This window comes from Serratia sp. CY32780 (assembly GCF_052169135.1).
In the GTDB taxonomy this organism is placed as follows: domain Bacteria; phylum Pseudomonadota; class Gammaproteobacteria; order Enterobacterales; family Enterobacteriaceae; genus Serratia; species Serratia sarumanii.
Map to the genome: position 1 here is coordinate 51,139 of NZ_JBJNLI010000002.1, position 24,761 is coordinate 75,899.

A 24,761-nucleotide genomic window follows, 5' to 3' on the forward strand; every position below is an offset into this window, starting at 1 on the left:
GGCCAGCGCACAGCCACCGGAGTGGACACGCAGTCCATGAGGATGGCGAGCACTGCCCAATCCCAAGATGACAACGCGCAGTAGCCTTAACACGCTTAAATAAGGATCTGATCTTGAACTTCCGCTGGGAGATTATCCAGGAATACGCGCCGCTGTTTATGGAAGGCGCCTGGATGACCATCAAATGCACCATTATCTGCGTGCTGCTGGGCACCACCTGGGGATTGATCCTCGGGCTGGGCCGTTTGGCGCAGGCGCCGCACGGCATCTGGAAACCCATACTGCATTACGGCGTTCAGTGGCCGGTGCGCATCTACATCAGCGCCTTTCGCGGCACGCCGCTGTTCGTACAAATCATGGTCGTGCACTTCGCGCTGGTGCCGCTGTTCATCAACCCGCGCGACGGCCTGCTGGTCACCAGCGGCCTGATGAGCGTCGATTTCGCCCGCGCGCTGCGCGCCGACTACGGCGCCTTTCTCTCCTGCGTGGTGGCGATCACGCTCAACGCCGGCGCCTATGTGTCGGAAATCTTCCGCGCCGGGATCCAGTCTATCGACCGCGGCCAAATGGAAGCTTCGCGTTCGCTGGGCATGAGCTACGGCAAGACCATGCGCCAGGTGATCCTGCCGCAGGCCTTCCGCCGCATGCTGCCGCCGCTGGGCAACAACGCCATCGCCATCGTCAAGGATTCGTCGCTGGCCTCCGCCATCGGCCTGGCGGATCTGGCCTATGCCGCCCGCACCGTCTCCGGTGCCTACGCCACCTACTGGGAGCCCTACCTGACCATTTCGCTGGTCTATTGGGTCATCACCTTCCTGCTCTCGCTGCTGGTGCAACACATGGAAAAGAGGTTCGGTAAAAGTGATTCGCGTACATAACCTGCAAAAACAGTTCGGCGAGAGCCACGTGCTGCGCGGCATTTCCTGCCGGATCGCCGCCAACGAAGTGGTATGCGTCATCGGCCCTTCCGGCTCCGGGAAGAGCACCTTCCTGCGCTGCATCAACGCGCTGGAAACGCTCTCCGGCGGCGAGATCGAGGTCAACGGCTTCGCCGTCCACGATCAGAAAACCGACCTGAACAAGATGCGTGAAAGCGTGGGCATGGTGTTCCAGCGCTTCAACCTGTTCCCGCACATGACGGTGTTGGAAAACATCATCATGGCGCCGGTGAGCGTGAAGAAACGGCCGCGCGCCGAAGCCATCGCGCAAGCCGAACAGCTGCTGCGCAAGGTCGGCCTGCTCGACAAGATAGACGCCTACCCCAACAGCCTGTCCGGCGGCCAACAGCAGCGGGTGGCCATCGCCCGCGCGCTGGCGATGGAGCCGAAGATCATGCTGTTCGACGAACCCACCTCCGCGCTCGATCCGGAGCTGGTGGGCGAAGTGTTGGCGGTGATGAAGTCCCTGGCCCACGAGGGCATGACCATGGTGGTGGTAACGCATGAAATGGGCTTTGCCCGCGAGGTGGCCGATCGGGTGCTGTTTATCGATCAGGGGATCATTCAGGAGGAAGGTGCGCCGCAGCAGATCTTCAGCCATCCGGCCAATCCGCGCACACAGGCGTTTCTGAGCAAAGTTTTGTAACCTTCGGCACCGCTTTGCAATCCTTCGGGCACCGGCAGCGGCGCCCGCTCTCTCACCACCCGGTCAGGAAGCTGAACACCAGCCAGAACAGGCACAGCACGATGGCGCCGGTCAGCAGCAGCGTCAAAATCAGACGACCGCGCAACAGCATGCTGAGGGTGATGCCGATCAGCACCGACAGCGGCATCAGCGCCAGGAAGAACGGCCAGGTATAGAGCAGGAAAAACAGCGTGTTGGAACCGTAAACCAGGAACGGCAACGCGAACGCCAGCCAGTAGAAAACAAAGCCGCTGACGCCGCCCAGGAAAGAATAAGAAGGCTCCTCTCTCTCCTGTTTTGATTGCTTGGAGTCGATCAAGATAGGCGTGACATTTTGCATAGTGATCCCTGGTTATTCGGCTCGCTCTGCGGCGGCTTAGAGTAAAAAGCGCATGGCGAAAAACGCCACACGCTTTTTTTGAATTCAGGGTTTGATAATAGCCTGACCACGCAACACGTCTAACAATTGCGCAATCAAATTTGTTACCAATTGTTGGCCATCGAGGTGGATTTCCGGCTGCTGCGGCGCCTCGTAAACCGCGTCGATGCCGGTGAAATTGCGCAGCTCGCCGGCGCGCGCTTTTTTATACAATCCCTTCGGATCGCGCGCCTCACAGATCGCCAACGGCGTGTCGACGAACACTTCGATAAAGCGATCGTTGCCGAGCATTTCGCGCACCATCTGCCGCTCGGCGCGGTGCGGCGAAATGAACGCCGTCAGCACCACCAGCCCGGCATCCACCATCAGTTTGGCCACTTCCCCCACTCGGCGAATGTTCTCGCGCCGATCTTCGTCCGAGAAGCCGAGATCGCGGCACAGGCCGTGGCGCACGTTATCGCCGTCCAGCAGATAGGTGCTGACGCCGAGCCCGTGCAGCGCCTGCTCCAGCGCGCCGGCGACGGTGGATTTGCCCGAGCCGGACAGCCCGGTAAACCACAGCACCGCGCCGCGGTGGCCGTTGCGCGCTTCGCGATCCGCGCGCGTCACCGCGTGCGGATGCCAAACCACGTTCTCATCGTCCGGCCCGGTCGCCCTCAGTTCAGCGGCCACCTTATCGGCCACCGAGCAGATCGCGTGCGCCCCAGTGCGGGAAGTGCTTGCGCACCAGCGCATTCAACTCCAGCTCGAAAGCGCTGAACTCGCCGCGCGCCGCCGATGCGGCCTGCAGCGTTTCGCGTACCAGACCGGCGCCCACCGTGACGTTGCTCATGCGATCGATAAAGATCAGCCCGCCGGTGTCGTGATTGCTCTGATAGCTGTCCAGCATCAACGGCTCGTCGAAGGTCAGCTCCACCAACCCGATACCGTTGAGCGGCAACGTGCCGGCCGAGTGTTGCGCCAGCGTATTGATCTCCACCTGATGGCGGATGCTCTCCACGCGGGCGCGGGTCTTTTTACCGGCGATCTTGATGTCGTAGCTCTGGCCCGGCACCAGCGGCTGCTCGGCCATCCATACCACGTCCACCAGCGCGCTCTGCGCCGCCTGCAGGCTTTCGCCGGCGTCGACCAGCAGATCGCCGCGGCTGATGTCCACCTCATCCTTCAGCACCAGCGTAATCGCCTCGCCCGGCACCGCCTCTTGCAGATCGCCGTCGAAGGTCACGATGCGCGCCACGCTGGACTCCACGCCGGAAGGCAGCACCTTGACCCGTTGCCCCACCCGCACCACGCCGGCGGACAGCGTGCCGGCATAGCCGCGAAAATCGAGGTTCGGGCGGTTGACGTACTGCACCGGGAAGCGCAGCGGCTGGTTTTCTCGCTCGCTGACCACGTCCACGCTCTCCAGCACTTCCAGCAGCGTCGGGCCGCTGTACCACGGCATATGGGCGCTTTCGCTCGCCACGTTGTCGCCGTCCAGCGCCGACAGCGGCACGAATTTGATGTCCAGATCGCCTGGCAGCTGCTGGGCGAAGGTCAGGTAATCCTGTTTGAACTGCTCGAACACCGCTTCCTGGTAGTCCACCAGATCCATCTTGTTCACCGCCACCACTAGGTGGCGAATGCCCAGCAGGGTCGCGATAAAGCTGTGGCGGCGAGTCTGGTCCAATACCCCTTTGCGCGCGTCGATCAACAGGATCGCCAGATCGCAGGTGGAGGCACCGGTGGCCATGTTGCGGGTGTACTGCTCATGCCCCGGGGTATCGGCGATGATAAATTTGCGTTTTTCGGTCGAGAAATAGCGATAGGCCACGTCGATGGTGATGCCCTGCTCGCGCTCGGCTTGCAGGCCGTCCACCAGCAGCGCCAGATCGAGCTTCTCGCCCTGGGTGCCGATGCGTTTGCTGTCGCTGTGCAGCGTCGACAGCTGATCCTCGTAGATCTGGCGGGTATCGTGCAGCAGGCGGCCAATCAGGGTGCTTTTGCCGTCATCGACGCTGCCGCAGGTCAGAAAGCGCAGCAGGCTCTTGTGCTGCTGCGCGTGCAGATAGGATTCGACGCCGCCCTGGTCGGCGATTTGTTGTGCGATTGCGTTGTTCATCCGGCGGCTCCTTAGAAATACCCTTGACGCTTTTTCAGCTCCATCGAGCCGGACTGATCGCGATCGATCATCCGCCCCTGGCGTTCACTGGTGGTGGAGACCAGCATCTCTTCGATGATCTCCGGCAGGGTTTGCGCCTGCGAGTCCACCGCGCCGGTCAGCGGCCAGCACCCCAGAGTGCGGAAACGCACCATGCGCTGGCTGATCACTTCACCCGGCTGCAGATCGATGCGATCGTCGTCCACCATCATCAGCATGCCGTCGCGCTCCACCACCGGGCGAGGTTTCGCCAGGTACAGCGGCACGATGTCGATCTTTTCCAGGAAGATGTACTGCCAGATATCCAGCTCGGTCCAGTTCGACAGCGGGAAGACGCGGATGCTCTCCCCTTTGTTGATCTGGCCGTTGTAGTTGTGCCACAGCTCCGGCCGCTGGTTTTTCGGATCCCAGCGGTGGAAGCGATCGCGGAACGAATAGATGCGCTCTTTGGCGCGCGATTTCTCCTCGTCGCGTCGCGCACCGCCGAAGGCGGCGTCGAAACCATACTTGTTCAACGCCTGCTTCAGGCCCTCGGTCTTCATGATGTCGGTATGCTTGGCGCTGCCGTGCACGAACGGGTTGATGCCCATCGCCACCCCTTCCGGGTTTTTATGCACCAGCAGCTCGAAGCCGTACTCCTTCGCGGTGCGATCGCGGAATTCGTACATTTCGCGGAACTTCCAGCCGGTATCGACGTGCAGCAGCGGGAACGGCAACGTACCGGGGAAGAACGCCTTGCGCGCCAGATGCAGCATCACGGAAGAGTCTTTACCGATGGAATACAGCATCACCGGGTTGGCGAATTCAGCGGCGACTTCACGGATGATATGGATACTCTCCGCCTCCAATTGCCGCAAATGAGTGAGTCGTTTTTCGTCCATAACAGATCCTTAAAAGCCTTGCCTATGCCAAATTCACGACGGCCGGGCGCGCGGCCCCTTCCGTCTGCGAGTGATGCCCGAACCAGGCGATTTGATGGTGCAGTTCCACCACTTCGCCAATCACCAGCAGCGCCGGCAGCGGCGCCCGTTGGGCCAGATGTTCCAGTTGATCCAGCGTGCCGATCTGCACCTGCTGATCGGCGCGCGTGCCGCGGCTGATCACCGCCACCGGCGTATCGGCAGCGCGGCCGTGGGCGATCAGGCGTTGGCTGATGTCCGCCGCCTTCATGGTGCCCATATAGATAGCCAGCGTCTGCCGCGCCCGGGCCAGATCGGCCCAGTCCAGGCCATCGCCGTCGGGGCGGCAGTGGCCGGTGATAAAGGTCACGCTCTGCGCGTGGTCGCGGTGCGTCAGCGGAATGCCAGCGTAGGCGGTCGCCCCCGCGGCGGCCGTGACGCCCGGCACCACTTGGAACGGGATGCCGGCGGCGGCGGCCACCTGCAGCTCTTCGCCGCCGCGGCCAAAGATGAACGGATCGCCGCCCTTCAGGCGCACCACGCGTTTGCCCTGCTGCGCCAGCTCCACCAGCAGCCGGTTGGTCTCTTCCTGGATCACCGAGTGCGCGCCGGCGCGCTTGCCCACGCAGATGCGTTCGGCGTCGCGGCGCACCAGATCGAGGATCTCGCCGCTGACCAGGTGGTCATACAGCACCACGTCCGCCTGCTGCATCACCTGCAGCCCGCGCAGGGTCAACAGCCCCACGTCGCCTGGCCCGGCGCCCACCAGGGCTATCTCGCCCTGCGCGCCTTCATCGCCTGCAGCGAAACTTTGCAAATCCTGCTCCAGCTGCCGCTCCGCCTGCGCCGTCTGGCCGTTGGCCACCAGCGTGGCGAAACGGCCGCCGAAGGTTTTCTCCCAGAAACGACGACGTTCGCCGATCGAGGCCAGCCGCTGTTTGGCCTGGCCGCGCCAGCGGCCCGCCACCTGCGCCATCTGCCCCAAACTGGCGGGCAGCAACGCCTCCAGCTTTTCGCGCAGCAACCGCGCCAGCACCGGAGCCTGGCCGCTGGACGACACCGCCACCACCAGCGGCGAGCGATCGATGATCGACGGGAAGATGAACGAACAGCGCGGCTGATCGTCCACCACGTTGGCCAACACCCGGCGTTTATCCGCCTCGGCGAACACCGCGGCATTCAGCGCGTTGTCGTCCGTGGCGGCGATCGCCAGAAACACGTCGTCCAGCTGCGGCGGGTCAAAGGTTTTCCCCAGCCAGAGCAGTTGCCCTCGCTGACGTTGTTGTTCCAGTTCCGGTGAGAGCGACTGCGCAACTATCCGTATTTCAGCCCCGGCGCGCTGAAGCAGATCGACTTTGCGCGCAGCCACGTCACCGCCGCCAACGACCAGCACCGGACGTTGTTTCAGGTCGGCAAATATTGGTAGATAGTCCACAACAGCCTTTTCATATAACAGAAAGATAGTGTGACTATACGGGCTGAGATTTAGCCTCTGAAATGACGAAAAGGAATGATTAGTTCCTTTATGGAATATAGGTCGCAACGCCAGAGGCAAACGGTGATAACTGCGGCGACGGTTTGCGCATTCGCGCGAAAATTAAGAGACGGGGAAATTGTGTAATGCCGCCCGGCGTCTCATACTGGGTGCCGAAGAAAAATGATCGGCAGCGCCGATAGCAAAGAAGGATTTTTCGGTATGTTTTCCCGTTTTTACCTGAAGACCAGCCTGCTGGCCCTCGCACTCGGCGGCGTCTTCAGCGTTTGTGCCGCACAGCCCGCAAAAGACGCGCCAATGGGCCGTTTCGCCGCCGAACAGACCCGCCACATCGCCACTTACTTCCCCGGCCGCATGGCGGGCAGCCCGGCCGAATTGCTCACCGCCGACTACCTGAAGCAGCAGTTCAGCAAGATGGGTTATCAAAGCGATATTCGCAGCGTCAACACGCGCTATCTCTACACCAGCAAAGACGGCAAGAAGAATTGGAACAACGTCACCGCCAGCTCGGTGATCGCCGCCCGCAACGGCGCCAGCCCGAAACAAATAGTGATCGTCGCCCACTTCGACACCTACACGCCGCAGAGCGACGAAGACCTGGATAACAACCTCGGCGGCCTGACGCTGCAGGGCGTCGACGACAACGCCTCCGGCATCGGCGTGATGCTGGAACTGGCGGAGCGCCTGAAAAGCATCCCCACCGCCTACGGCCTGCGCTTCGTCGCCACCAGTGCCGAAGAGATCGGCTCGCTGGGCGCACAAAACTACCTGCAACGCATGAGCGCGGAAGAGAAAAGCAACACCGTGCTGGTGATCAACCTCGACAGCCTGATCACCGGCGATCGTCTGTACTTCAACGCCGGGCGCAACACGCCGCCGCAAATGGCGAAACGCTCCCGCGATCGCGCGCTGGATATCGCCCACCGCTACGGCATCGCCGCCGCCAGCAATCCGGGCAGCGCCCAGCATCCGAAGGGCACCGGCTGCTGCTCCGATCAAGAGGTATTCGACGCCGCAGGCATCCCGGTGCTGTCAGTGGAGGCCACCAACTGGTCGCTGGGCGACAAGGACGGCTACCAGCAGCGCGCCGTCAGCCCGCACTTCCCGCAGGGCATCACCTGGCACCGCCCGCAGTATGACAACCTGCAGTACCTGGATCGCTACCTGCCAGGGCGGATCGACAAACGCAGCCGCGAAAGCGTGCAGATCCTGCTGCCGCTGATCAAAGAGCTGGCGCAGGCGCACCCGCCGAAAGCACAGAAGAAAAAGTAGCCCGCAAAAAACAGGGCCCAGCATTGAACTGAGCCCTGTCATGTTGATCGCGCCGTTTAGCCTTCGTGTAGACCGCACTCGCGCTTCAGGCCGAAGAAACGCGTCTCTTCCTCGCTCATGCCCGGCTCCCACTTCTGGGTGGTGTGGGTATCGCCTACCGACAGGTAGCCCTGCTCCCACAGCGGGTGATAGCTCAGCCCATGTTCGGTCAGGTACTGGTAAATCTTGCGGTTGTCCCAGTCGATGATCGGCAGGATCTTGAACACCCCGCGCTGCACCGCCAGCACCGGCAGATTGGCGCGACTGCCGGACTGCTCGCGCCGCAGGCCGGCAAACCAGCTCTGCGCCCCCAGCGTCTCCAGCGCGCGGTTCATCGGCTCGACCTTGTTGATCTGGTTGTACTTCTCAATCCCTTCCACGCCCTGCTCCCACAGTTTGCCGTAGCGCGCCTCTTGCCAGGCGGGAGACTGTTCGGCGCGGAACACCTGCAGATTCAGCTTCAGCTGGTCGGTCAGTTGATCGATAAAGCGGTAGGTTTCCGGGAACAGGTAACCGGTGTCGGTCAGGATCACCGGGATATCCGGCCGGATGCGCGTCACCAGGTGCAGGCATACCGCCGCCTGAATGCCGAAACTGGACGAGAGTACGAACTCGCCGGGCAGATGCTCCAGCGCCCATGCAACGCGCTGTTCGGCGCTGAGGGTCTCCAGTTGGCCGTTGACCACCGCCAATGCCAGCGCCTGCCCGGATTTGGGCAACGCGTTCAGCGCCGCCAGATCGAATTCAGCCATGTTGTCTCTCCTGCTACTTGAAATTACCTGTGCGGCCCCTCTGCCCCAGGGGCCGCCCGGCCTCACTCCCAGAAATCTCGCGCCGGATCCAGCACCGGTTTGACGATGCCCGCGCGGATGGTGAAGTCGCCGAAGCCTTCGCCGGCGTTGCGCTCCTTCGCCCAGCGCCCCACCAGCAGGTCGATCTCGCTCAGGATCTCGTCTTCGTTGATGTTCTCGCGGTACATACGCGGAATGCGCGTGCCTTCGCGGTTGCCGCCCAAATGCAGGTTATAGCGGCCGACCGCCTTGCCCACCAGCCCCAGCTCCGCCAACAGCGCGCGGCCGCAGCCGTTTGGGCAGCCGGTGATGCGCAGCACGATATGCTCGTCACCCACCCCGTGCCGATGCATGATCCCTTCCACCTTGGTGACGAACTGCGGCAGGAAGCGCTCGGCCTCCGCCATCGCCAACGGGCAGGTCGGGAACGATACGCAGGCCATCGAGTTCTTGCGTTGCTCGCTGATCTCGTCGTCGATCAGGCCATGATCGCGCGCCAGGGCTTCGATCTTCGCCTTCTCGCTTTCCGGCACGCCGGCGATGATCACGTTTTGGTTCGCCGTCAGACGGAAGTCGCCTTTATGGATCTTGGCGATCTCCGCCATGCCGGTCTTCAGCGGACGCCCCGGATAGTCCAGCAGGCGGCCGTTCTCGATAAACAGCGTCAGGTGCCATTGATCGTCGATGCCCTTCACCCAACCGATGCGATCGCCGCGGCCGGTGAATTCATACGGCCGGACCGGCGCGAAGGTGATACCGGCGCGCTTTTCCACTTCGGCGCGGAAAACGTCCACCCCGACGCGCTCCAGCGTGTATTTGGTTTTGGCGTTCTTGCGATCGGTGCGGTTGCCCCAGTCGCGCTGCGTGGTCACCACCGCTTCCGCCACCGCCAGCGTATGCTCGAGCGGAATGTAGCCGAATTCGCTGGCCTGCCGCGCGTAGGTCTTCTTGTTGCCGTGTTCGATGGACAGCCCGCCGCCCACCAGCAGGTTGAAGCCTACCAGCTTGCCGTTTTCGGCGATCGCCACGAAGTTCATGTCGTTGGCGTGCAGATCGACGTCGTTCTGCGGCGGGATCACCACCGTGGTTTTGAATTTGCGCGGCAGGTAGGTCGGCCCCAGAATCGGCTCTTCGTCGGTGGTGGCCACCTTCTCCTGATCCAGCCACACCTCAGCGTAGGCGCGGGTGCGCGGCAGCAGGTGTTCGGAGATCTTCTTCGCCCACTCGTAGGCTTCCTGATGCAGCTCGGATTCCACCGGGTTGGAGGTGCACAGCACGTTGCGGTTGACGTCGTTGGCGGTCGCCAACGCGTCCAGCCCCAGGCGGTTCAGCAGCTGGTGCACCGGTTTGACGTTGCCTTTCAGAATGCCGTGAAACTGGAACGTCTGGCGGTTGGTGATGCGAATGCTGCCGTACAGCGTGCTCTCCTGCGCGAACTTGTCGATGCCCAGCCACTGCTGCGGGCTGATGATGCCGCCCGGCAGGCGGCAGCGCAGCATCATGGCGTGGCGCGGCTCCAGCTTCTGCTCGGCGCGTTCGGCGCGAATATCGCGGTCATCCTGCTGATACATGCCGTGAAAACGGATCAACAGGAAGTTGTCGCCGTTGAAGCCGCCGGTCAGGCCGTCGTTCAAATCTTCGGCGATGGTGCCGCGCAGGAAGTTGCTCTCCTTCTTCATGCGCTCCGCATCGGCCAGTTTGCCTTCGACTACCAAAGGCCCGGGGTGTTTATCACTCATCAGTAAACATCTCGCTGATAACGGCGCTCAAGGCGCAGCTCACTTAAAAATTCATCCGCCTGCTCGGTATCCATGCCACCGTGCTCGGCCACCAGTTCCAGTAATGTGTTTTCCACGTCTTTCGCCATGCGATTGGCATCGCCGCAGACGTAAATGTGCGCGCCTTCCTGAATCCAGCGCCACACTTCCGCGCCCTGTTCGCGCAGTTTGTCTTGTACGTATATTTTATGTTGCTGGTCGCGGGACCAGGCCAGATCGATGCGGGTCAGCAGGCCGTCTTTCACGTAGCGCTGCCATTCGACCTGATACAGGAAATCTTCGGTGAAGTGCGGGTTGCCGAAGAACAGCCAGTTTTTGCCGCCGGCGCCGTCGGCGTCGCGCTGCTGCATAAAGGCGCGGAACGGCGCGATGCCGGTGCCCGGGCCGATCATGATCACCGGCGTTTCCGGGTTGGCCGGCAGGCGGAAGTTGTCGTTGTGTTCGATAAACACCCGCACGTCGCCGTCTTCCTCCAGGCGATCCGCCAGGAAGCCGGAGGCGCCGCCGCTGCGGGCGCGCCCGTCGATGTCGTAACGCACCACGCCCACGGTGATGTGGACTTCGCTTTCGTTCTCCGCCTGCGAAGAGGCGATGGAGTACAGACGCGGCGTCAGCGGGCGCAGCAGGCCGACCAGCTGTTCGGCGCTCAGATCCGCCGGCGCCTGACGCACCATGTCGACGATCGGCGTGTTGTGCGCGTACTGCTGCAGCGCGGCTTTATCCGCCAGCAGGCCGATCAGCGTTTCGTCGCGCGACAGCGCGGCGTATTTATCGACGATCGGCGTGGTGTTCTGCGTCAGCTCGAAATGGCTGCGCAGCGCCTGCGCCAGCGGCAGGGTTTGCCCTTCCACCTCGACCGGCTCGTCGCCTTTCAGCCACAACAGCTGCACCAGTTCGTCCACCAGCGCCGGATCGTTGTCGAACCATACGCCGAGCGCATCGCCCGGCTGATAGCGCAGGCCGGAGTCGCCCAGATCGATTTCGATATGACGCACGTCTTTATCCGACGCGCGGCCGGTAATTTTCTGATTGACCGCCAGCTGGGCGGTAAGCGGTTGTTCCTTGCTGTACGGGCTGCTGTCGATCAGATCGACCGCGCCGCTGGCCAACACGCCCGGTGCGGCGCTTTCCGCCGGCGCGCGCGCCTTCAGCACCGACACCACCTGTTTACGCCAGGCGACGGCCAGTTCCTGGTACTCCACGTCGGCGTCCACGCGCTCCACCAGGCGCTCGGCCCCCAGCTCGGCCAGCTTGCCGTCGAAATCCTTACCAGACTGGCAGAAATTCTCATAAGAGGTGTCGCCCAGCCCGAACACCGCAAAAGCGGTGTCATTCAGCTTCGGCGCCTTCTTCGAGAACAGGAATTTATGCAGCGCCACCGCTTCTTCCGCCGGCTCGCCTTCCCCCTGCGTAGAGGCGACGATCACCAGCAGGCGCTCTTGAGCTATCTGCTTGAACTTGTAGTCGCCGGCGCTGATCAGCGTGGCGCTCAGATTGGCGGCCAGCAGATCGTCGCGCAGCTGCTCCGCCAGGCGGCGCGCATTGCCGGTCTGCGAAGCGGAAATGATGGTGATGCCGGCGGCAGCCGCAGGGGCGACAGGCGCAATGGCCACGGCTCCGGGCTGTTGATTGACCATGCCCCAAAAATAGCCGGACAGCCACGCCAGCTGCGTCGGCGAATAGTCGCCGATCGTCGCCTGCAAGCGCGCCAGCTGTTCGGGCGTCAGCGGGAGCAAAGATGTTGGAGGAGCCTGAGTCGTCATTGCTGTACTTATTTCCTATACTTAGCGCCTTTCCTGCCAGGCGCGCGCCAGTGTCAGTCGCTGTCTCTTCGCTGCGTCGGGTGTGCGGAAAAGATCAGGAGAGTTTGTAAGGTTACCGAGCAGAATAGCAACGATTAAATAAGGGATAGCAATAAATCATAACCAAAATGACTAAGCTGTTTTTCCGGTAAGGGATAACGCTTAAACCGTTAAACAAAGTTTTTTATCCAGATGAAATTAAAGCGCTTTTTTTCATCGTTTTTTCACCGTTCAACATTTCGGCTCATTACCCCAGCCGATAGGTGCCGCAAACACCAAACAAAAAAAGTGTTAACCGGGCGCGGTTATCGCGGCGCTAGACCATAACGGTATAAATGGCAAGCAGACGCGCTTTCCGGTACTATGCGGCGGTTTTTGAGTCAATGAGGCCGTAATAATGGCAACCACGCTGTTTAAAGATTTTCAGTTTGAAGCCGCACACCGTTTGCCCCACGTGCCGGAGGGCCATAAATGCGGCCGTCTGCATGGGCATTCGTTTATGGTGCGTCTGGAAGTGACCGGTGAAGTGGATCCCCACACCGGTTGGGTGATGGATTTCGCCGAGCTCAAGGCTGTGTTTTCCCCGATCTGGGAGCGGCTGGATCACCATTATCTGAACGATATTCCAGGATTGGAAAATCCCACCAGCGAAGTGCTCGCCGCCTGGATTTGGCAGCAGCTCAAGCCCCAGTTGCCGGAACTGACTGCGGTGATGGTGAAAGAGACCTGTACTGCGGGATGCGTATATAAAGGTTAAAAGAAAGGGCGCCCAAGGGCGCCCTGATTTTAGGCGATGTTCAGATACTTGTGGGTCTGCATCGACAGCCGCCAGTTGCGCGCGATGCAGGTTTCGATGCACAGGCGGGTCGCCTCTTCTTTCTGGCTGATCGGCTGCAGCGCAATAATGCGCGCCTTGTCGTCCTGCAGCGTCGCCAGCAGCGCGTCCAGCGCCTCGATGTCGCGCTCGCGCGCCACCGGATGCTTCACCTCGTCGGCGCGCCGCAGCGCCTGATCCAGCACCTTCATGCCGCCGCGCATATTCACCTTCGGCGAAACCGTCACCCAGGTGTTGGCGGAACAGCGCACCTCGTGGGTGCCGCTGGTCTCAATCTGGCAGCCATAACCATGCTGTTCGAACAGCTCGGTCAGCGGCGCCAGATCGTAGATGCAGGGTTCGCCGCCGGTGATCACCACATGGCGCGCGGTGTAACCTTGTTGGCGCATCACCGCCAACAGCTGCTCGGCGCTGGCGTTGCCCCAGGCGTCGCTCTCTTCTGTTTTGACCAGGATCCGTTGCAGGTCGACTTCCCGATTGGCTTCCTTTTCCCAGGTATGTTTGGTATCGCACCAACTGCACCCTACCGGACAGCCCTGCAAGCGGATAAAAATGGCCGGCACGCCGGTGAAAAAGCCTTCGCCCTGCAAGGTTTGGAACATCTCATTGATCGGGTACTGCATCGGTTTCTCAATCTGGAAAAGTAAAAAGCGATTATCGCAGATTCCGGCCCGGCGACCAAACGGCCAACATTGTATTAAATTTTATTCTCCGCGCCGCCGCCAGCATATCTCACCACCCACGGCGTTCATTTAATTTGTGAGTCGGGCTTTGGCCTTTCATTCACGGTGTAACCTGCTTCGCAAAAACAACATTTATTTAACGCATAAGATAAATATATTTGACATAAAGCGCCGACGCGCAGATGTATATACAAGCAAACACAAGCCGAGCGTCAGTTTCGGCCACGTTCCATCCATCACGACTACATCTGCGTTTAGAGGGTGCCATGACTCATTCCACCAGCGAGTTGAACATTCAGCAGGCCATCGACGACAGCAAGTTTTCGCTGTTTCACTGGACCCTGATCATTCTCGGATTCCTGATCCTCGCCATCGACGGTTTCGATACCGCCGCCATGGGCTATATCGCCCCCTCGGTCGCCAAAGACTGGGGCATCATCAAACAGGATCTGGGGCCGGTGCTGAGCGCCGCGCTGCTGGGGCTGTCGCTCGGCGCGCTGATCGCCGGGCCAATCTCCGATCGCATCGGCCGCAAGCGCGTGCTGGTGTTTTCCTGTCTGTTCTTCGGCCTGTCGAGCCTGGCCACCGCCTACGCCGGCTCGCTCAATAGCCTGACGCTGTGGCGTTTCCTCACCGGCCTCGGGCTGGGAGCGGCGATGCCCAATGCCATCACGCTGATCTCCGAATACGCGCCGCAGCGCTGCCGTTCGCTGGCGATCAACACCATGTACTGCGGTTTCCCGCTGGGCGCGGCCGGCGGCGGCGCCATTTCATCGTGGCTGATCCCGAGCTACGGCTGGCACAGCGTGCTGCTGCTCGGCGCCATTGCGCCGCTGGCGTTGACGGTTTTGCTGATCCTGCTGCTGCCGGAATCAGTCAAATACATGGTCAACCGCGGGCAGGATGCGGCGAAGATCAAGCGCATCGCACAGCGCTTCGTCAGCCAGAGCCTGGACGGCGTGACGCGTTTTTACCTGTACGAAGAGAAGCTTACGCACACCAAGACCAGCGTCGGCCTGCTGTTCAGCCGCCCTTACCTGCTCGGCACGCTGATGCTGTGGCTGACCTACTTTATGGGGCTGGTGATCTACTACGTGTTGCTGAGCTGGATGCCGATCCTGATGCAGGGACTGGGTTACCAGCTGGAGCAATCGGCGATGCTCACCTCGCTGTTCACCTTCGGCGGCACGCTCGGCATCCTGGTGGCCGGCTGGCTGATGGATCGCTGGAACGCGCATAAGGTGGTCTCGAGCGGCTTTGTCGCCACTGCCCTGCTGATCGTGGCGATGGCGACCGAAGACAAACACATCGTGCTGCTGGGCGCCTTCATCTTCCTGATGGGCGTCACCATGAACGGCGCGCAGTCCGGGCTGCAAACGCTGGCGGCCACCTTCTACCCCACCCACAGCCGCGCCACCGGCATCGCCTGGATGCAGGGCATCGGCCGCTTCGGCGGCGTCGCCGGCACCATGATGGGCGCCCAACTGCTGGCGATGCAGTGGGAGGTGCAGAGCATCCTGATGTTCCTGTGCGTGCCGGCGCTGATCGCCGCCATCGCCACGGTATGCAAAATGAGCCGCAAACCGACGCTACAACCGGCGGCCTGACCCTGGCAAGCCCGCCACCGACGGCGGGCTTTTTCCCCTGCGGCGATAGGGTTTGTTTATCCCCTGGCCGCAACTGTAATCAGTCTGTAAAAATATTGTGACTAGCCGCCCAAAAATGAGTCATTTTTAATTCATTTTTGCCGAACAGCTCACTTTTCTCCGGCTTTCCATACATGAAGCCGGCGATAAAAAATCGCATATCAGACTGATATAAAAAGAAAATAACTTTTTCTTATGCCACTTTTAAGCGGCAACTGGTCAGTGTTGCATATGCTTGTACATACAAGTATATGTTAATAAACCCTACGCATTGTTATGCCGTGGTACTCATCCCCCACCGCGGCATGGAATCTGCACCGATACTGTTTGAGGAAACTGCTGTGACTACAAATAACAAAGTTCGCAATGTCGATGTACGCGCGCCACGCGGCACACAATTAAACGCAAAAAGCTGGCTGACCGAAGCGCCGTTACGCATGCTGATGAACAACCTCGATCCTGAAGTTGCGGAGAACCCACACGAGCTGGTGGTGTACGGCGGCATCGGCCGCGCCGCGCGCGACTGGGATTGCTACGACAAGATCGTCGAAACGCTGAAAACGCTGGAGGAAGACGAAACCCTGCTGGTGCAGTCCGGCAAGCCGGTCGGCGTCTTCAAAACCCACAGCAACGCACCGCGCGTGCTGATCGCCAACTCCAACCTGGTGCCCCACTGGGCAACCTGGGAACACTTCAACGAGCTGGACGCCAAAGGCCTGGCCATGTACGGCCAGATGACCGCCGGCAGTTGGATCTACATCGGCAGCCAGGGCATCGTTCAGGGCACCTATGAGACCTTCGTCGAAGCGGGCCGCCAGCATTACGACGGCAGCCTGCAGGGGCGCTGGGTGCTGACCGCCGGTCTGGGCGGCATGGGCGGCGCGCAGCCGCTGGCCGCGACGCTGGCGGGCGCCTGCTCGCTGAACATCGAATGTCAGCAGAGCCGCATCGATTTCCGTCTGAAAACCCGCTACGTCGATGAGCAGGCCAAAGATCTGGACGACGCGCTGGCCCGCATCAAGAAATACACCTCAGAAGGCAAAGCCATCTCCATCGCCCTGTGCGGCAACGCGGCGGAAATCCTGCCTGAGCTGGTGCGCCGCGGCGTGCGCCCGGACATGGTCACCGATCAGACCAGCGCCCACGATCCGCTGAACGGCTACCTGCCGAAGGGCTGGAGCTGGGAAGAGTATCGCCAGCGCGCCCAGACCGAGCCGGCCAAGGTGGTCGCCGCCGCCAAGCAGTCGATGGCCGATCACGTCAAAGCCATGCTGGCGTTCCAGCAGATGGGCGTGCCGACCTTCGACTACGGCAACAACATTCGCCAGATGGCGAAAGAAACCGGCGTCGACAATGCCTTCGACTTCCCGGGCTTCGTGCCGGCCTACATCCGTCCGCTGTTCTGCCGCGGCATCGGGCCGTTCCGCTGGGCGGCGCTGTCCGGCGATCCGCAGGACATCTACAAAACCGACGCCATGGTGAAAGAGCTGATCCCGGATGACGAACACCTGCATCGCTGGCTGGACATGGCGCGCGAGCGCATCAGCTTCCAGGGCCTGCCGGCGCGCATCTGCTGGGTTGGCCTCGGCCAGCGCGCCAAGCTGGGTCTGGCGTTCAACGAGATGGTTCGCCGCGGCGAACTGTCCGCCCCGATCGTCATCGGCCGCGACCACCTGGATTCCGGCTCCGTTTCCAGCCCGAACCGTGAAACCGAAGCGATGAAAGACGGTTCCGATGCGGTTTCCGACTGGCCGCTGCTGAACGCCCTGTTGAACACCGCCAGCGGCGCCACCTGGGTTTCCCTGCACCACGGCGGCGGCGTCGGCATGGGCTTCTCCCAACACTCCGGCATGGTGATCGTCTGCGACGGCACCGACGAAGCCGCCGAGCGCATCGCCCGCGTGCTGCACAATGACCCGGCTACCGGGGTCATGCGTCACGCCGACGCTGGTTACGATATCGCTATCGACTGCGCCCGCGAGCAAGGCCTGAACCTGCCGATGGTTGCCGCGACCCAAGGAGAAAAAGCATGAAAGCGCTGACTATTCGCCCGGGCAAACTGACTCTGGCCCAGCTACGCGACGTCTATCAACACCCGGTGACGCTGACGCTGGACGACAACGCCTACGCGCCAATCCAGCAGAGCGTGGCCTGCGTGGAACGCATCGTTGAAGAAAACCGCACCACTTACGGCATCAACACCGGGTTTGGCCTGCTGGCTTCGACACGCATCGCCCGCGACGATCTGGAAAACCTGCAGCGTTCGATCGTGCTGTCGCATGCCGCCGGCGTGGGCGAGCCGACCGACGACAACCTGGTGCGCCTGATCATGGTGCTGAAGATCAACAGCCTGTCGCGCGGCTTCTCCGGCATTCGTCTGGAAGTCATCCAGGCGCTGATCGCGCTGGTCAACGCCGAAGTTTATCCGCATATTCCGCTGAAGGGCTCGGTCGGCGCCTCCGGTGACCTGGCGCCGCTGGCGCACATGAGCCTGGTGCTGCTGGGCGAAGGCCAGGCGCGCCATCAGGGCCAATGGCTGCCGGCGACTGAAGCGCTGGCCAAGGCCGGCCTGAAACCGCTGACGCTGGCGGCGAAAGAGGGCCTGGCGCTGCTGAACGGCACCCAGGTCTCCGCCGCCTTCGCGCTGCGCGGCCTGTTCGATGCCGAAGACCTGTTCGCCGCCGCGACCGTGGCGGGCAGCCTGACGGTGGAAGCGGCGCTGGGCTCTCGCAGCCCGTTCGATGCGCGCATCCACGAGGTGCGCGGCCAGCGCGGCCAGATCGACGCCGCCCTCGCCTACCGCCACCTGCTCGGCGCGCGCAGCGAAGTCTCCGACTCGCATCGCAACTGCGAAAAAGTGCAGGATCCTTACTCCCTGCGCTGCCAGCCGCAGGTGATGGGCGCCTGCCTGACGCAGATCCGCCAGGCCGCCGAGGTGCTGGAAATTGAAGCCAACGCCGTCTCGGATAACCCGCTGGTGTTCGCCGAACAGGGCGACGTGCTGTCCGGCGGCAACTTCCACGCCGAGCCGGTGGCGATGGCCGCCGATAACCTGGCGCTGGCGTTCGCCGAAATCGGTTCGCTGTCCGAGCGCCGCATCTCGCTGATGATGGACAAGCACATGTCGCAACTGCCACCGTTCCTGGTGGAAAACGGCGGCGTGAACTCCGGCTTCATGATCGCCCAGGTGACCGCCGCGGCGCTGGCCAGCGAAAACAAAGCGCTGGCGCACCCGTCGAGCGTCGACAGCATTCCGACCTCCGCCAACCAGGAAGACCACGTTTCCATGGCGCCGGCCGCCGGTCGCCGCCTGTGGATCATGGCGGACAACGTGCGCGGCATTCTGGCGGTCGAATGGCTGGCCGCCTGCCAGGGCCTGGATTTCCGCAACGGCCTGAAGACCTCGGAAGGTCTGGAGCAGGCGCGCCGTCTGCTGCGCGAGCATGTCAGTTTCTACGACAAGGATCGTTTCTTCGCCCCCGACATTGAAGCCGCCAGCCAACTCTTGGCGGCCGGTCACCTGACATCGCTGCTGCCTGCGGCGCTGCTGCCTAGCCAGGCATAATCATCACACACTGAATCACGCAGTTTGTTCTGCCCCGCCGGGTGCGTTCCACCCGGCGCGGGCAGCGCGTGCCTGTTCGGCAAACACTTAACGGGAAGCAACATGCGTAACGAAACAACACAACTCAGACGCGGACTAAACGCGCGGCACATCCGTTTCATGGCTCTCGGCTCGGCGATCGGCACCGGCCTGTTCTACGGCTCCGCCGGCGCCATCCAGCTGGCCGGCCCGGCCGTGCTGCTGGCCTACCTGGTGGGCGGCGCGGCGGTGTTCATGGTGATGCGCGCGCTGGGTGAAATGGCGGTGCACCAGCCGGTTTCCGGCTCGTTCGGCCACTACGCCAGCCACTATCTCGGCCCGCTGGCCGGGTTCCTCACCGGTTGGACCTACACCTTCGAAATGGTGATCGTCGCTTTGGCGGACGTCACCGCCTTCGGCATTTATATGGGGTTGTGGTTCCCGGACGTCGCCCAGTGGGTCTGGGTGCTCAGCATCATTCTGTTTATCGGCGCGCTCAATTTGTGCAGCGTCAAGGTGTTCGGTGAGCTGGAGTTCTGGCTGTCGCTGGTCAAGGTCGCCGCCATCGTGGCGATGATCGTCGGCGGCGCGGCGGTGATGCTGTTCGGCTTCGGCCAAGCCCAGCACGCCACCGGTATCAGCAATCTGTGGCAGCACGGCGGCTTTATGCCTAACGGCATCGGCGGCGTGGTCGCGTCATTGGCGGTGGTGATGTTCGCCTTCGGCGGCATCGAGATCATCGGCATTACCGCCAGCGAGGCGAAAGACCCCGCCAAAGTGCTGCCGAAAGCGATCAACGCCGTGCCGGTGCGCATCCTGCTGTTTTACGTGCTGACGCTGACGGTGCTGATGGCGATCTACCCGTGGAACAGCATCGGCCAGAACGGCAGCCCGTTCGTTGAGATCTTCAGCAACCTCGGCATCAGCTCCGCCGCCAACGTGCTGAACGTGGTGGTGATCACCGCCGCCATCTCGGCCATCAACAGCGACATCTTCGGCGCCGGCCGCATGATGTACGGCATGGCGCAGGACGGCCAGGCGCCGCGCAGCTTCACCAAACTGACCGCCAGCGGCGTGCCGTGGATGACGGTGCTGGTGATGTCGGTCGCCCTGCTGCTGGCGGTGGTGCTCAACTACCTGATCCCGGAGAAGGTCTTCATGATCATCGCCTCGATCGCCACCTTCGCCACCGTCTGGGTGTGGCTGATGATCCTGCTGTCGCAGATCGTCATGCGCCGCACGCTGTCGCCGGAAGAAACTCGTCAGTTGAGCTTCCCGGTGCCATGGTGGCCGGTGGCGCCGGCGCTGGCGACCGCCTTTATGGCATTCGTCATCGGCCTGCTCGGCTACTTCGAAGAGAGCCGCATCGCGCTGTACGTCGGGCTGGTGTGGATTGCTTTACTCACCGTGGCTTACTGGCTGTGGGTGCGCAAGAAAGGCGGGGGTTCGCCGGTGACCGCGGCAACGCAGCAGATGTAACGCTCGCTTCTGATAAAACCCGCTGCGGCGGGTTTTTTAATGCGCTTTTGGCCAAACGCTGGCCATAAAAAAACCCGCCGCAGCGGGTTTTTATTTAGCAACCGAATCGGTCGAACTTACTGGCCTTTAACTTCTTTCAGGCCGTTGAATGGCGCACGGTCACCCAGCGCTTCTTCGATACGGATCAGTTGGTTGTACTTGGCAACGCGGTCAGAACGGCTCATGGAACCGGTTTTGATCTGGCCAGCCGCAGTCCCTACCGCCAGGTCGGCGATGGTCGCGTCTTCGGTTTCACCGGAACGGTGAGAGATCACCGCGGTGTAGCCGGCGTCTTTCGCCATCTTGATAGCCGCCAGAGTTTCGGTCAGAGAACCGATCTGGTTGAATTTGATCAGGATGGAGTTAGCGATGCCTTTCTCGATGCCTTCTTTCAGGATCTTGGTGTTGGTAACAAACAGATCGTCGCCCACCAGCTGGATTTTGTCGCCCAGAACTTTGGTCTGGTAAGCGAAGCCCGCCCAGTCGGATTCATCCAGGCCGTCTTCGATAGACACGATTGGGTACTGTTTGGTCAGATCTTCCAGGAAGTGAGTGAACTCTTCGGAAGTGAAGGCTTTGTTGCCTTCGCCGGCCAGCACGTATTTACCGTCTTTGTAGAATTCGGAAGCCGCGCAGTCCATCGCCAGAGTGACGTCTTTGCCCAGCTCGTAGCCCGCCGCTTTTACCGCTTCAGCAATAACCGCCAGCGCTTCGGCGTTGGAACCCAGGTTTGGCGCGTAGCCGCCTTCGTCGCCCACGGCGGTGTTCATGCCTTTGGCTTTCAGAACTTTCGCCAGGTGGTGGAACACTTCAGAACCGATGCGCACCGCTTCTTTCAGGGTTTTCGCGCCAACCGGCTGAATCATGAATTCCTGAATATCGACGTTGTTGTCAGCGTGCTCGCCGCCGTTGATGATGTTCATCATCGGCAGTGGCATGGAGAATTTGCCTGGGGTGCCGTTCAGTTCAGCGATGTGCTCGTACAGCGGCATACCTTTAGAGGCTGCAGCCGCTTTCGCTGCTGCCAGGGAAACCGCCAGAATGGCGTTGGCGCCGAAGTTGGATTTGTTTTCGGTGCCGTCCAGCTCGATCATGATCTTGTCGATGTTCGCCTGGTCTTTGGCATCTTTACCCAGTACTGCCTGAGCAATCGGACCGTTTACTGCAGCAACGGCTTTCAGTACGCCTTTACCCAGGAAACGAGACTTGTCACCGTCACGCAGTTCCAACGCTTCGCGGGAACCGGTAGAAGCACCTGACGGCGCAGCAGCCAAGCCGACGAAACCGCCTTCCAGATGAACTTCGGCTTCAACAGTCGGGTTACCGCGGGAGTCGATGATTTCACGACCGATGACTTTAACGATTTTGGACATTAGGTTTTCCTCAGTACAAGTTAAACTAAAACTCCAGACAAACAGCGCGCGGTTCTCACCGCGCGCCGCCTACCAAATATTTTATTTCACCTGGCGCTTCTGATGCTCGCCTGCGGCTTTCACGAAGCCGGCGAACAGCGGATGCCCATCACGCGGCGTAGACGTAAATTCCGGGTGGAACTGACAGGCTACAAACCACGGGTGATTCGGCAGTTCAATGATCTCGACCAGCTTGTTGTCGGCGGAACGACCGGCGACACGCAGCCCTGCGGCTTCGATCTGCTTCAACAGCATGTTGTTAACTTCGTAACGGTGACGGTGACGCTCGACAATGGTCGGTTCGCCATACAGCTGACGCACCAGGCTGTTGTCGATCAGGTTGCACTGTTGGCCACCTACGCGCATCGTGCCGCCCAAATCGCTTTCTTCGCTGCGCACTTCGACGTTGCCGTCTTCGTCGCGCCATTCGGTGATCAACGCCACCACCGGGTACTTACAGTCTGGCATAAACTCGGTGGAGTTGGCGTTTTCCATGCCCGCCACGTTGCGAGCGAACTCCATCAGCGCCACCTGCATGCCCAGGCAAATGCCCAGGTAAGGAATGTTGTTCTCGCGCGCATAGCGTGCGGTCATCACTTTGCCTTCCACGCCGCGGTAACCGAAGCCGCCCGGGATCAGGATCGCGTCCAGCCCTTTCAGCACTTCCACGCCGCGGGTTTCCACGTCCTGCGAGTCGATCAGCTTGATGTTCACGGTCAGACGGTTTTTCAGCCCGCCGTGCTTCAGCGCTTCGATCACCGACTTGTAGGCGTCCGGCAGCTCAACGTATTTGCCGACCATGCCGATGGTCACTTCGCCGCCCGGATTGGCTTCTTCGTAGATCACCTGTTCCCATTCGGCCAGGTTGGCTTCCGGTGCGTTCAAGCTGAATCGTTTACAAATATAATCGTCCAGCCCCTGAGATTTCAATAGGCCTGGGATTTTATAAATAGAATCAACGTCTTTCAGAGAGATAACCGCTTTTTCCGGCACGTTGCAGAAAAGCGCGATTTTAGCGCGTTCGTTAGCAGGAACTGCGCGATCGGAACGGCAAATCAGCACATCAGGCTGAATACCGATGGAAAGCAGCTCTTTTACGGAATGCTGGGTCGGCTTGGTTTTCACTTCGCCGGCCGCCGCCATGTACGGCACCAGCGTCAGGTGCATATACAGAGTGTGCTCGCGGCCCACTTCCACCGCCATCTGACGGATAGCTTCGAGGAACGGCAGCGATTCGATATCGCCGACGGTGCCGCCGATTTCCACCAGCACCACATCGTGGCCTTCGCCACCTTCGATGATGCGCTCTTTGATCGCGTTGGTGATGTGCGGAATGACCTGCACGGTCGCACCCAGATAGTCGCCGCGGCGTTCTTTACGCAGCACGTCGGAGTAGATGCGGCCGGTGGTGAAGTTGTTGCGACGCGACATTTTGGTGCGGATGAAGCGCTCGTAGTGACCCAAATCCAGATCGGTTTCTGCGCCGTCTTCGGTGACGAAAACTTCCCCATGCTGAATCGGGCTCATGGTGCCCGGATCCACGTTGATGTACGGGTCCAGTTTCATGATGGTAACGTTGAGGCCACGGGCTTCAAGAATAGCCGCCAGAGAGGCTGCGGCAATGCCTTTACCCAGAGAGGATACGACCCCGCCGGTCACAAAAATATAATTAGTTGTCATGCTGAACCTGAGAGTTTAGGTTTAAAGACGATGGAAGAACCAGGACGGGAAAGTAGTATACCCGAACCTCTCCTGACCTACAAACGATCGTTTTGCTGTCCATCATCTCGGCCGCCCTCCCGTGTTCATCAGGGTTTACTCCGCCGGCGGCGCCTAAACCCTCCAGGTAAAACAAAGAGTTAGCAGAGAAAATTTCTTTTTACCGCCCCTCAGGAGCGATAAAACGCCTTAGATTTCAGTTTGTTGCCCTTTTGCTGCCGCCGGCAGCCATGCGCCTCTAACCTGACCGAAAGCTTAACCGTTTCAGCTTGAGCGAACCTTGTCGGCGATCAACATTGTCGCGGCGATTCAACTTTCCTGACGTTTCACCTGCTGCCAGGCCTCTTCCATCTGCTCCAGCGTGGCGTCTTCAAGCCGCAGCCCGCTTTGCTGGACAATCTCTTCCACCTGGCGGAAGCGGCGCTCGAACTTGCGGTTCGCCGCCTGCAGCGCGTTCTCCGCCTTGTGGCCTAAATGGCGCGACAGGTTCACCGTGGCGAACAGCAGATCGCCGATCTCCTCTTCCAGCTTGCTCTCGTCGACCACCGCCTGGCGGGCTTCGTGCATCACTTCGTCGATCTCTTCGTACACTTTGTCCAGCACCGGGCCCAGGGTATTCCAGTCGAAGCCGACCGAGGCGCAGCGTTTCTGGATCTTGTGCGCTTTCATCAACGCCGGCAGCGCCTGCGGAATGTCGTCCAGCACCGAGTGCAGCGCTTTTTCGGCGCGCTCGCCGGCCTTCAGCTGCTCCCAGCGCGCCGCCACGGCTTCGCTGTCTCCGCCCTCGGCGTCGCCGAAGATGTGCGGGTGACGGCGCTCCAGCTTGTCGCTGATGGCGGTGCACACCTCATCGAAATCGAACAGCCCCTGCTCCTGCCCCATCTGGGCGTAGAACACCACCTGAAACAGCAAATCGCCCAGCTCGTCGCGCAGATCGGCGTAATCCTGCCGCTCGATGGCGTTCAGCACTTCGTAAGTCTCTTCCAACGTATAAGGCGCAATGGTGGCGAAGGTTTGCTTGCGGTCCCACGAGCAACCGATCTGCGGGTCGCGCAGCGTTTTCATGATGTTCAGCAGACGCTGCAGCGGAGTGGATTGGGTCATAAAAAATCTCTGAGAAAGAATGGAAGCGCATGGGGGCGCACGC

Annotated in this window: 20 protein-coding genes; 8 read left to right on the top strand and 12 right to left on the bottom strand. The window is 61.0% G+C overall.

From position 1 onward, the window contains the following. The first annotated feature begins 110 nt into the window (after positions 1-110). Positions 111-878, top strand: a complete 768-nt coding sequence (locus tag ACJ8HH_RS13830; protein ID WP_086556831.1) for an amino acid ABC transporter permease — start codon at positions 111-113, stop codon at positions 876-878. Next, the gene (locus ACJ8HH_RS13835) at positions 862-1,584 is read left to right on the top strand and encodes an amino acid ABC transporter ATP-binding protein (protein ID WP_039568894.1); all 723 of its coding nucleotides are present in this window, start codon (positions 862-864) and stop codon (positions 1,582-1,584) included. Before ACJ8HH_RS13830 ends, ACJ8HH_RS13835 begins: the two co-directional genes overlap by 17 nt. A gap of 52 nt (positions 1,585-1,636) precedes the next feature. Here ACJ8HH_RS13835 and ACJ8HH_RS13840 read toward each other — a convergent pair whose 3' ends face one another. The 5 genes from ACJ8HH_RS13840 to cysG all read right to left on the bottom strand — a co-directional run bounded on the left by ACJ8HH_RS13840 (position 1,637) and on the right by cysG (position 6,476). Then, positions 1,637-1,963 (bottom strand): DUF3561 family protein, encoded by a 327-nt coding sequence (locus tag ACJ8HH_RS13840; protein WP_004932611.1) that lies wholly within the window; start codon positions 1,961-1,963, stop codon positions 1,637-1,639. A gap of 84 nt (positions 1,964-2,047) precedes the next feature. Then, entirely contained in the window at positions 2,048-2,737 is a 690-nt protein-coding gene (gene cysC, locus ACJ8HH_RS13845; protein WP_080311536.1) for an adenylyl-sulfate kinase, read from the bottom strand. Then, positions 2,676-4,103 carry a sulfate adenylyltransferase subunit CysN gene (cysN, locus tag ACJ8HH_RS13850; RefSeq protein ID WP_039568891.1) on the bottom strand — a complete coding sequence of 476 codons (1,428 nt, stop codon included), beginning with the start codon at positions 4,101-4,103 and terminating at the stop codon, positions 2,676-2,678. Before cysN ends, cysC begins: the two co-directional genes overlap by 62 nt. Positions 4,104-4,114: 11 nt before the next feature. Further along, positions 4,115-5,023, bottom strand: a complete 909-nt coding sequence (gene cysD, locus ACJ8HH_RS13855; protein WP_004932620.1) for a sulfate adenylyltransferase subunit CysD — start codon at positions 5,021-5,023, stop codon at positions 4,115-4,117. Positions 5,024-5,045: 22 nt separating this feature from the next. Then, positions 5,046-6,476 (bottom strand): siroheme synthase CysG, encoded by a 1,431-nt coding sequence (gene cysG, locus ACJ8HH_RS13860; RefSeq protein WP_039568889.1) that lies wholly within the window; start codon positions 6,474-6,476, stop codon positions 5,046-5,048. Positions 6,477-6,737: 261 nt separating this feature from the next. On the opposite strand from cysG, the gene ACJ8HH_RS13865 reads away from it, so the two are divergent. Continuing rightward, entirely contained in the window at positions 6,738-7,808 is a 1,071-nt protein-coding gene (locus tag ACJ8HH_RS13865) for an aminopeptidase (protein WP_039568964.1), read from the top strand. 56 nt (positions 7,809-7,864) lie between these two features. Here ACJ8HH_RS13865 and ACJ8HH_RS13870 read toward each other — a convergent pair whose 3' ends face one another. The 3 genes from ACJ8HH_RS13870 to cysJ all read right to left on the bottom strand — a co-directional run bounded on the left by ACJ8HH_RS13870 (position 7,865) and on the right by cysJ (position 12,179). Beyond that, the gene (locus ACJ8HH_RS13870) at positions 7,865-8,599 is read right to left on the bottom strand and encodes a phosphoadenylyl-sulfate reductase (protein WP_016929052.1); all 735 of its coding nucleotides are present in this window, start codon (positions 8,597-8,599) and stop codon (positions 7,865-7,867) included. A gap of 62 nt (positions 8,600-8,661) precedes the next feature. Beyond that, positions 8,662-10,377: an assimilatory sulfite reductase (NADPH) hemoprotein subunit gene (gene cysI, locus ACJ8HH_RS13875; protein WP_049196052.1), complete on the bottom strand. Its 1,716-nt coding sequence runs from the start codon at positions 10,375-10,377 to the stop codon at positions 8,662-8,664. Further along, positions 10,377-12,179 (bottom strand): NADPH-dependent assimilatory sulfite reductase flavoprotein subunit, encoded by a 1,803-nt coding sequence (gene cysJ / locus ACJ8HH_RS13880; protein WP_043148129.1) that lies wholly within the window; start codon positions 12,177-12,179, stop codon positions 10,377-10,379. The genes cysI and cysJ overlap by 1 nt, the downstream gene beginning before the upstream one ends. A gap of 436 nt (positions 12,180-12,615) precedes the next feature. Here cysJ and queD point away from each other — a divergent pair, with 436 nt between their 5' ends. Next, complete coding sequence (gene queD, locus ACJ8HH_RS13885; RefSeq protein ID WP_004932638.1) at positions 12,616-12,975, top strand: 6-carboxytetrahydropterin synthase QueD; 360 nt, start codon at positions 12,616-12,618, stop codon at positions 12,973-12,975. A gap of 29 nt (positions 12,976-13,004) precedes the next feature. Here the strand turns inward: queD and queE are convergent, their stop codons facing one another. Continuing rightward, complete coding sequence (queE, locus tag ACJ8HH_RS13890; RefSeq protein WP_041033308.1) at positions 13,005-13,676, bottom strand: 7-carboxy-7-deazaguanine synthase QueE; 672 nt, start codon at positions 13,674-13,676, stop codon at positions 13,005-13,007. Between the two features lie 326 nt (positions 13,677-14,002). On the opposite strand from queE, the gene ACJ8HH_RS13895 reads away from it, so the two are divergent. The 4 genes from ACJ8HH_RS13895 to ACJ8HH_RS13910 all read left to right on the top strand — a co-directional run bounded on the left by ACJ8HH_RS13895 (position 14,003) and on the right by ACJ8HH_RS13910 (position 20,444). Beyond that, positions 14,003-15,343: an MFS transporter gene (locus ACJ8HH_RS13895; protein ID WP_049213101.1), complete on the top strand. Its 1,341-nt coding sequence runs from the start codon at positions 14,003-14,005 to the stop codon at positions 15,341-15,343. A gap of 380 nt (positions 15,344-15,723) precedes the next feature. Beyond that, positions 15,724-17,415, top strand: coding sequence for a urocanate hydratase (gene hutU, locus ACJ8HH_RS13900; protein ID WP_025159649.1), 1,692 nt, complete (start codon positions 15,724-15,726; stop codon positions 17,413-17,415). Next, entirely contained in the window at positions 17,412-18,947 is a 1,536-nt protein-coding gene (gene hutH / locus ACJ8HH_RS13905; RefSeq protein ID WP_033637148.1) for a histidine ammonia-lyase, read from the top strand. The genes hutU and hutH overlap by 4 nt, the downstream gene beginning before the upstream one ends. A gap of 102 nt (positions 18,948-19,049) precedes the next feature. Then, positions 19,050-20,444: an amino acid permease gene (locus tag ACJ8HH_RS13910; RefSeq protein ID WP_033652933.1), complete on the top strand. Its 1,395-nt coding sequence runs from the start codon at positions 19,050-19,052 to the stop codon at positions 20,442-20,444. A 116-nt stretch (positions 20,445-20,560) separates the two neighbouring features. Here ACJ8HH_RS13910 and eno read toward each other — a convergent pair whose 3' ends face one another. The 3 genes from eno to mazG form a co-directional block, all read right to left on the bottom strand. Next, positions 20,561-21,856, bottom strand: coding sequence for a phosphopyruvate hydratase (gene eno / locus ACJ8HH_RS13915; RefSeq protein WP_033637140.1), 1,296 nt, complete (start codon positions 21,854-21,856; stop codon positions 20,561-20,563). 81 nt (positions 21,857-21,937) lie between these two features. Further along, a complete protein-coding gene (gene pyrG, locus ACJ8HH_RS13920) occupies positions 21,938-23,575 on the bottom strand; it encodes a glutamine hydrolyzing CTP synthase (protein WP_033637139.1) in 1,638 nt (545 codons plus the stop codon). Positions 23,576-23,923: 348 nt separating this feature from the next. Then, positions 23,924-24,718: a nucleoside triphosphate pyrophosphohydrolase gene (gene mazG, locus ACJ8HH_RS13925; RefSeq protein WP_197766266.1), complete on the bottom strand. Its 795-nt coding sequence runs from the start codon at positions 24,716-24,718 to the stop codon at positions 23,924-23,926. Positions 24,719-24,761: the final 43 nt, after the last annotated feature.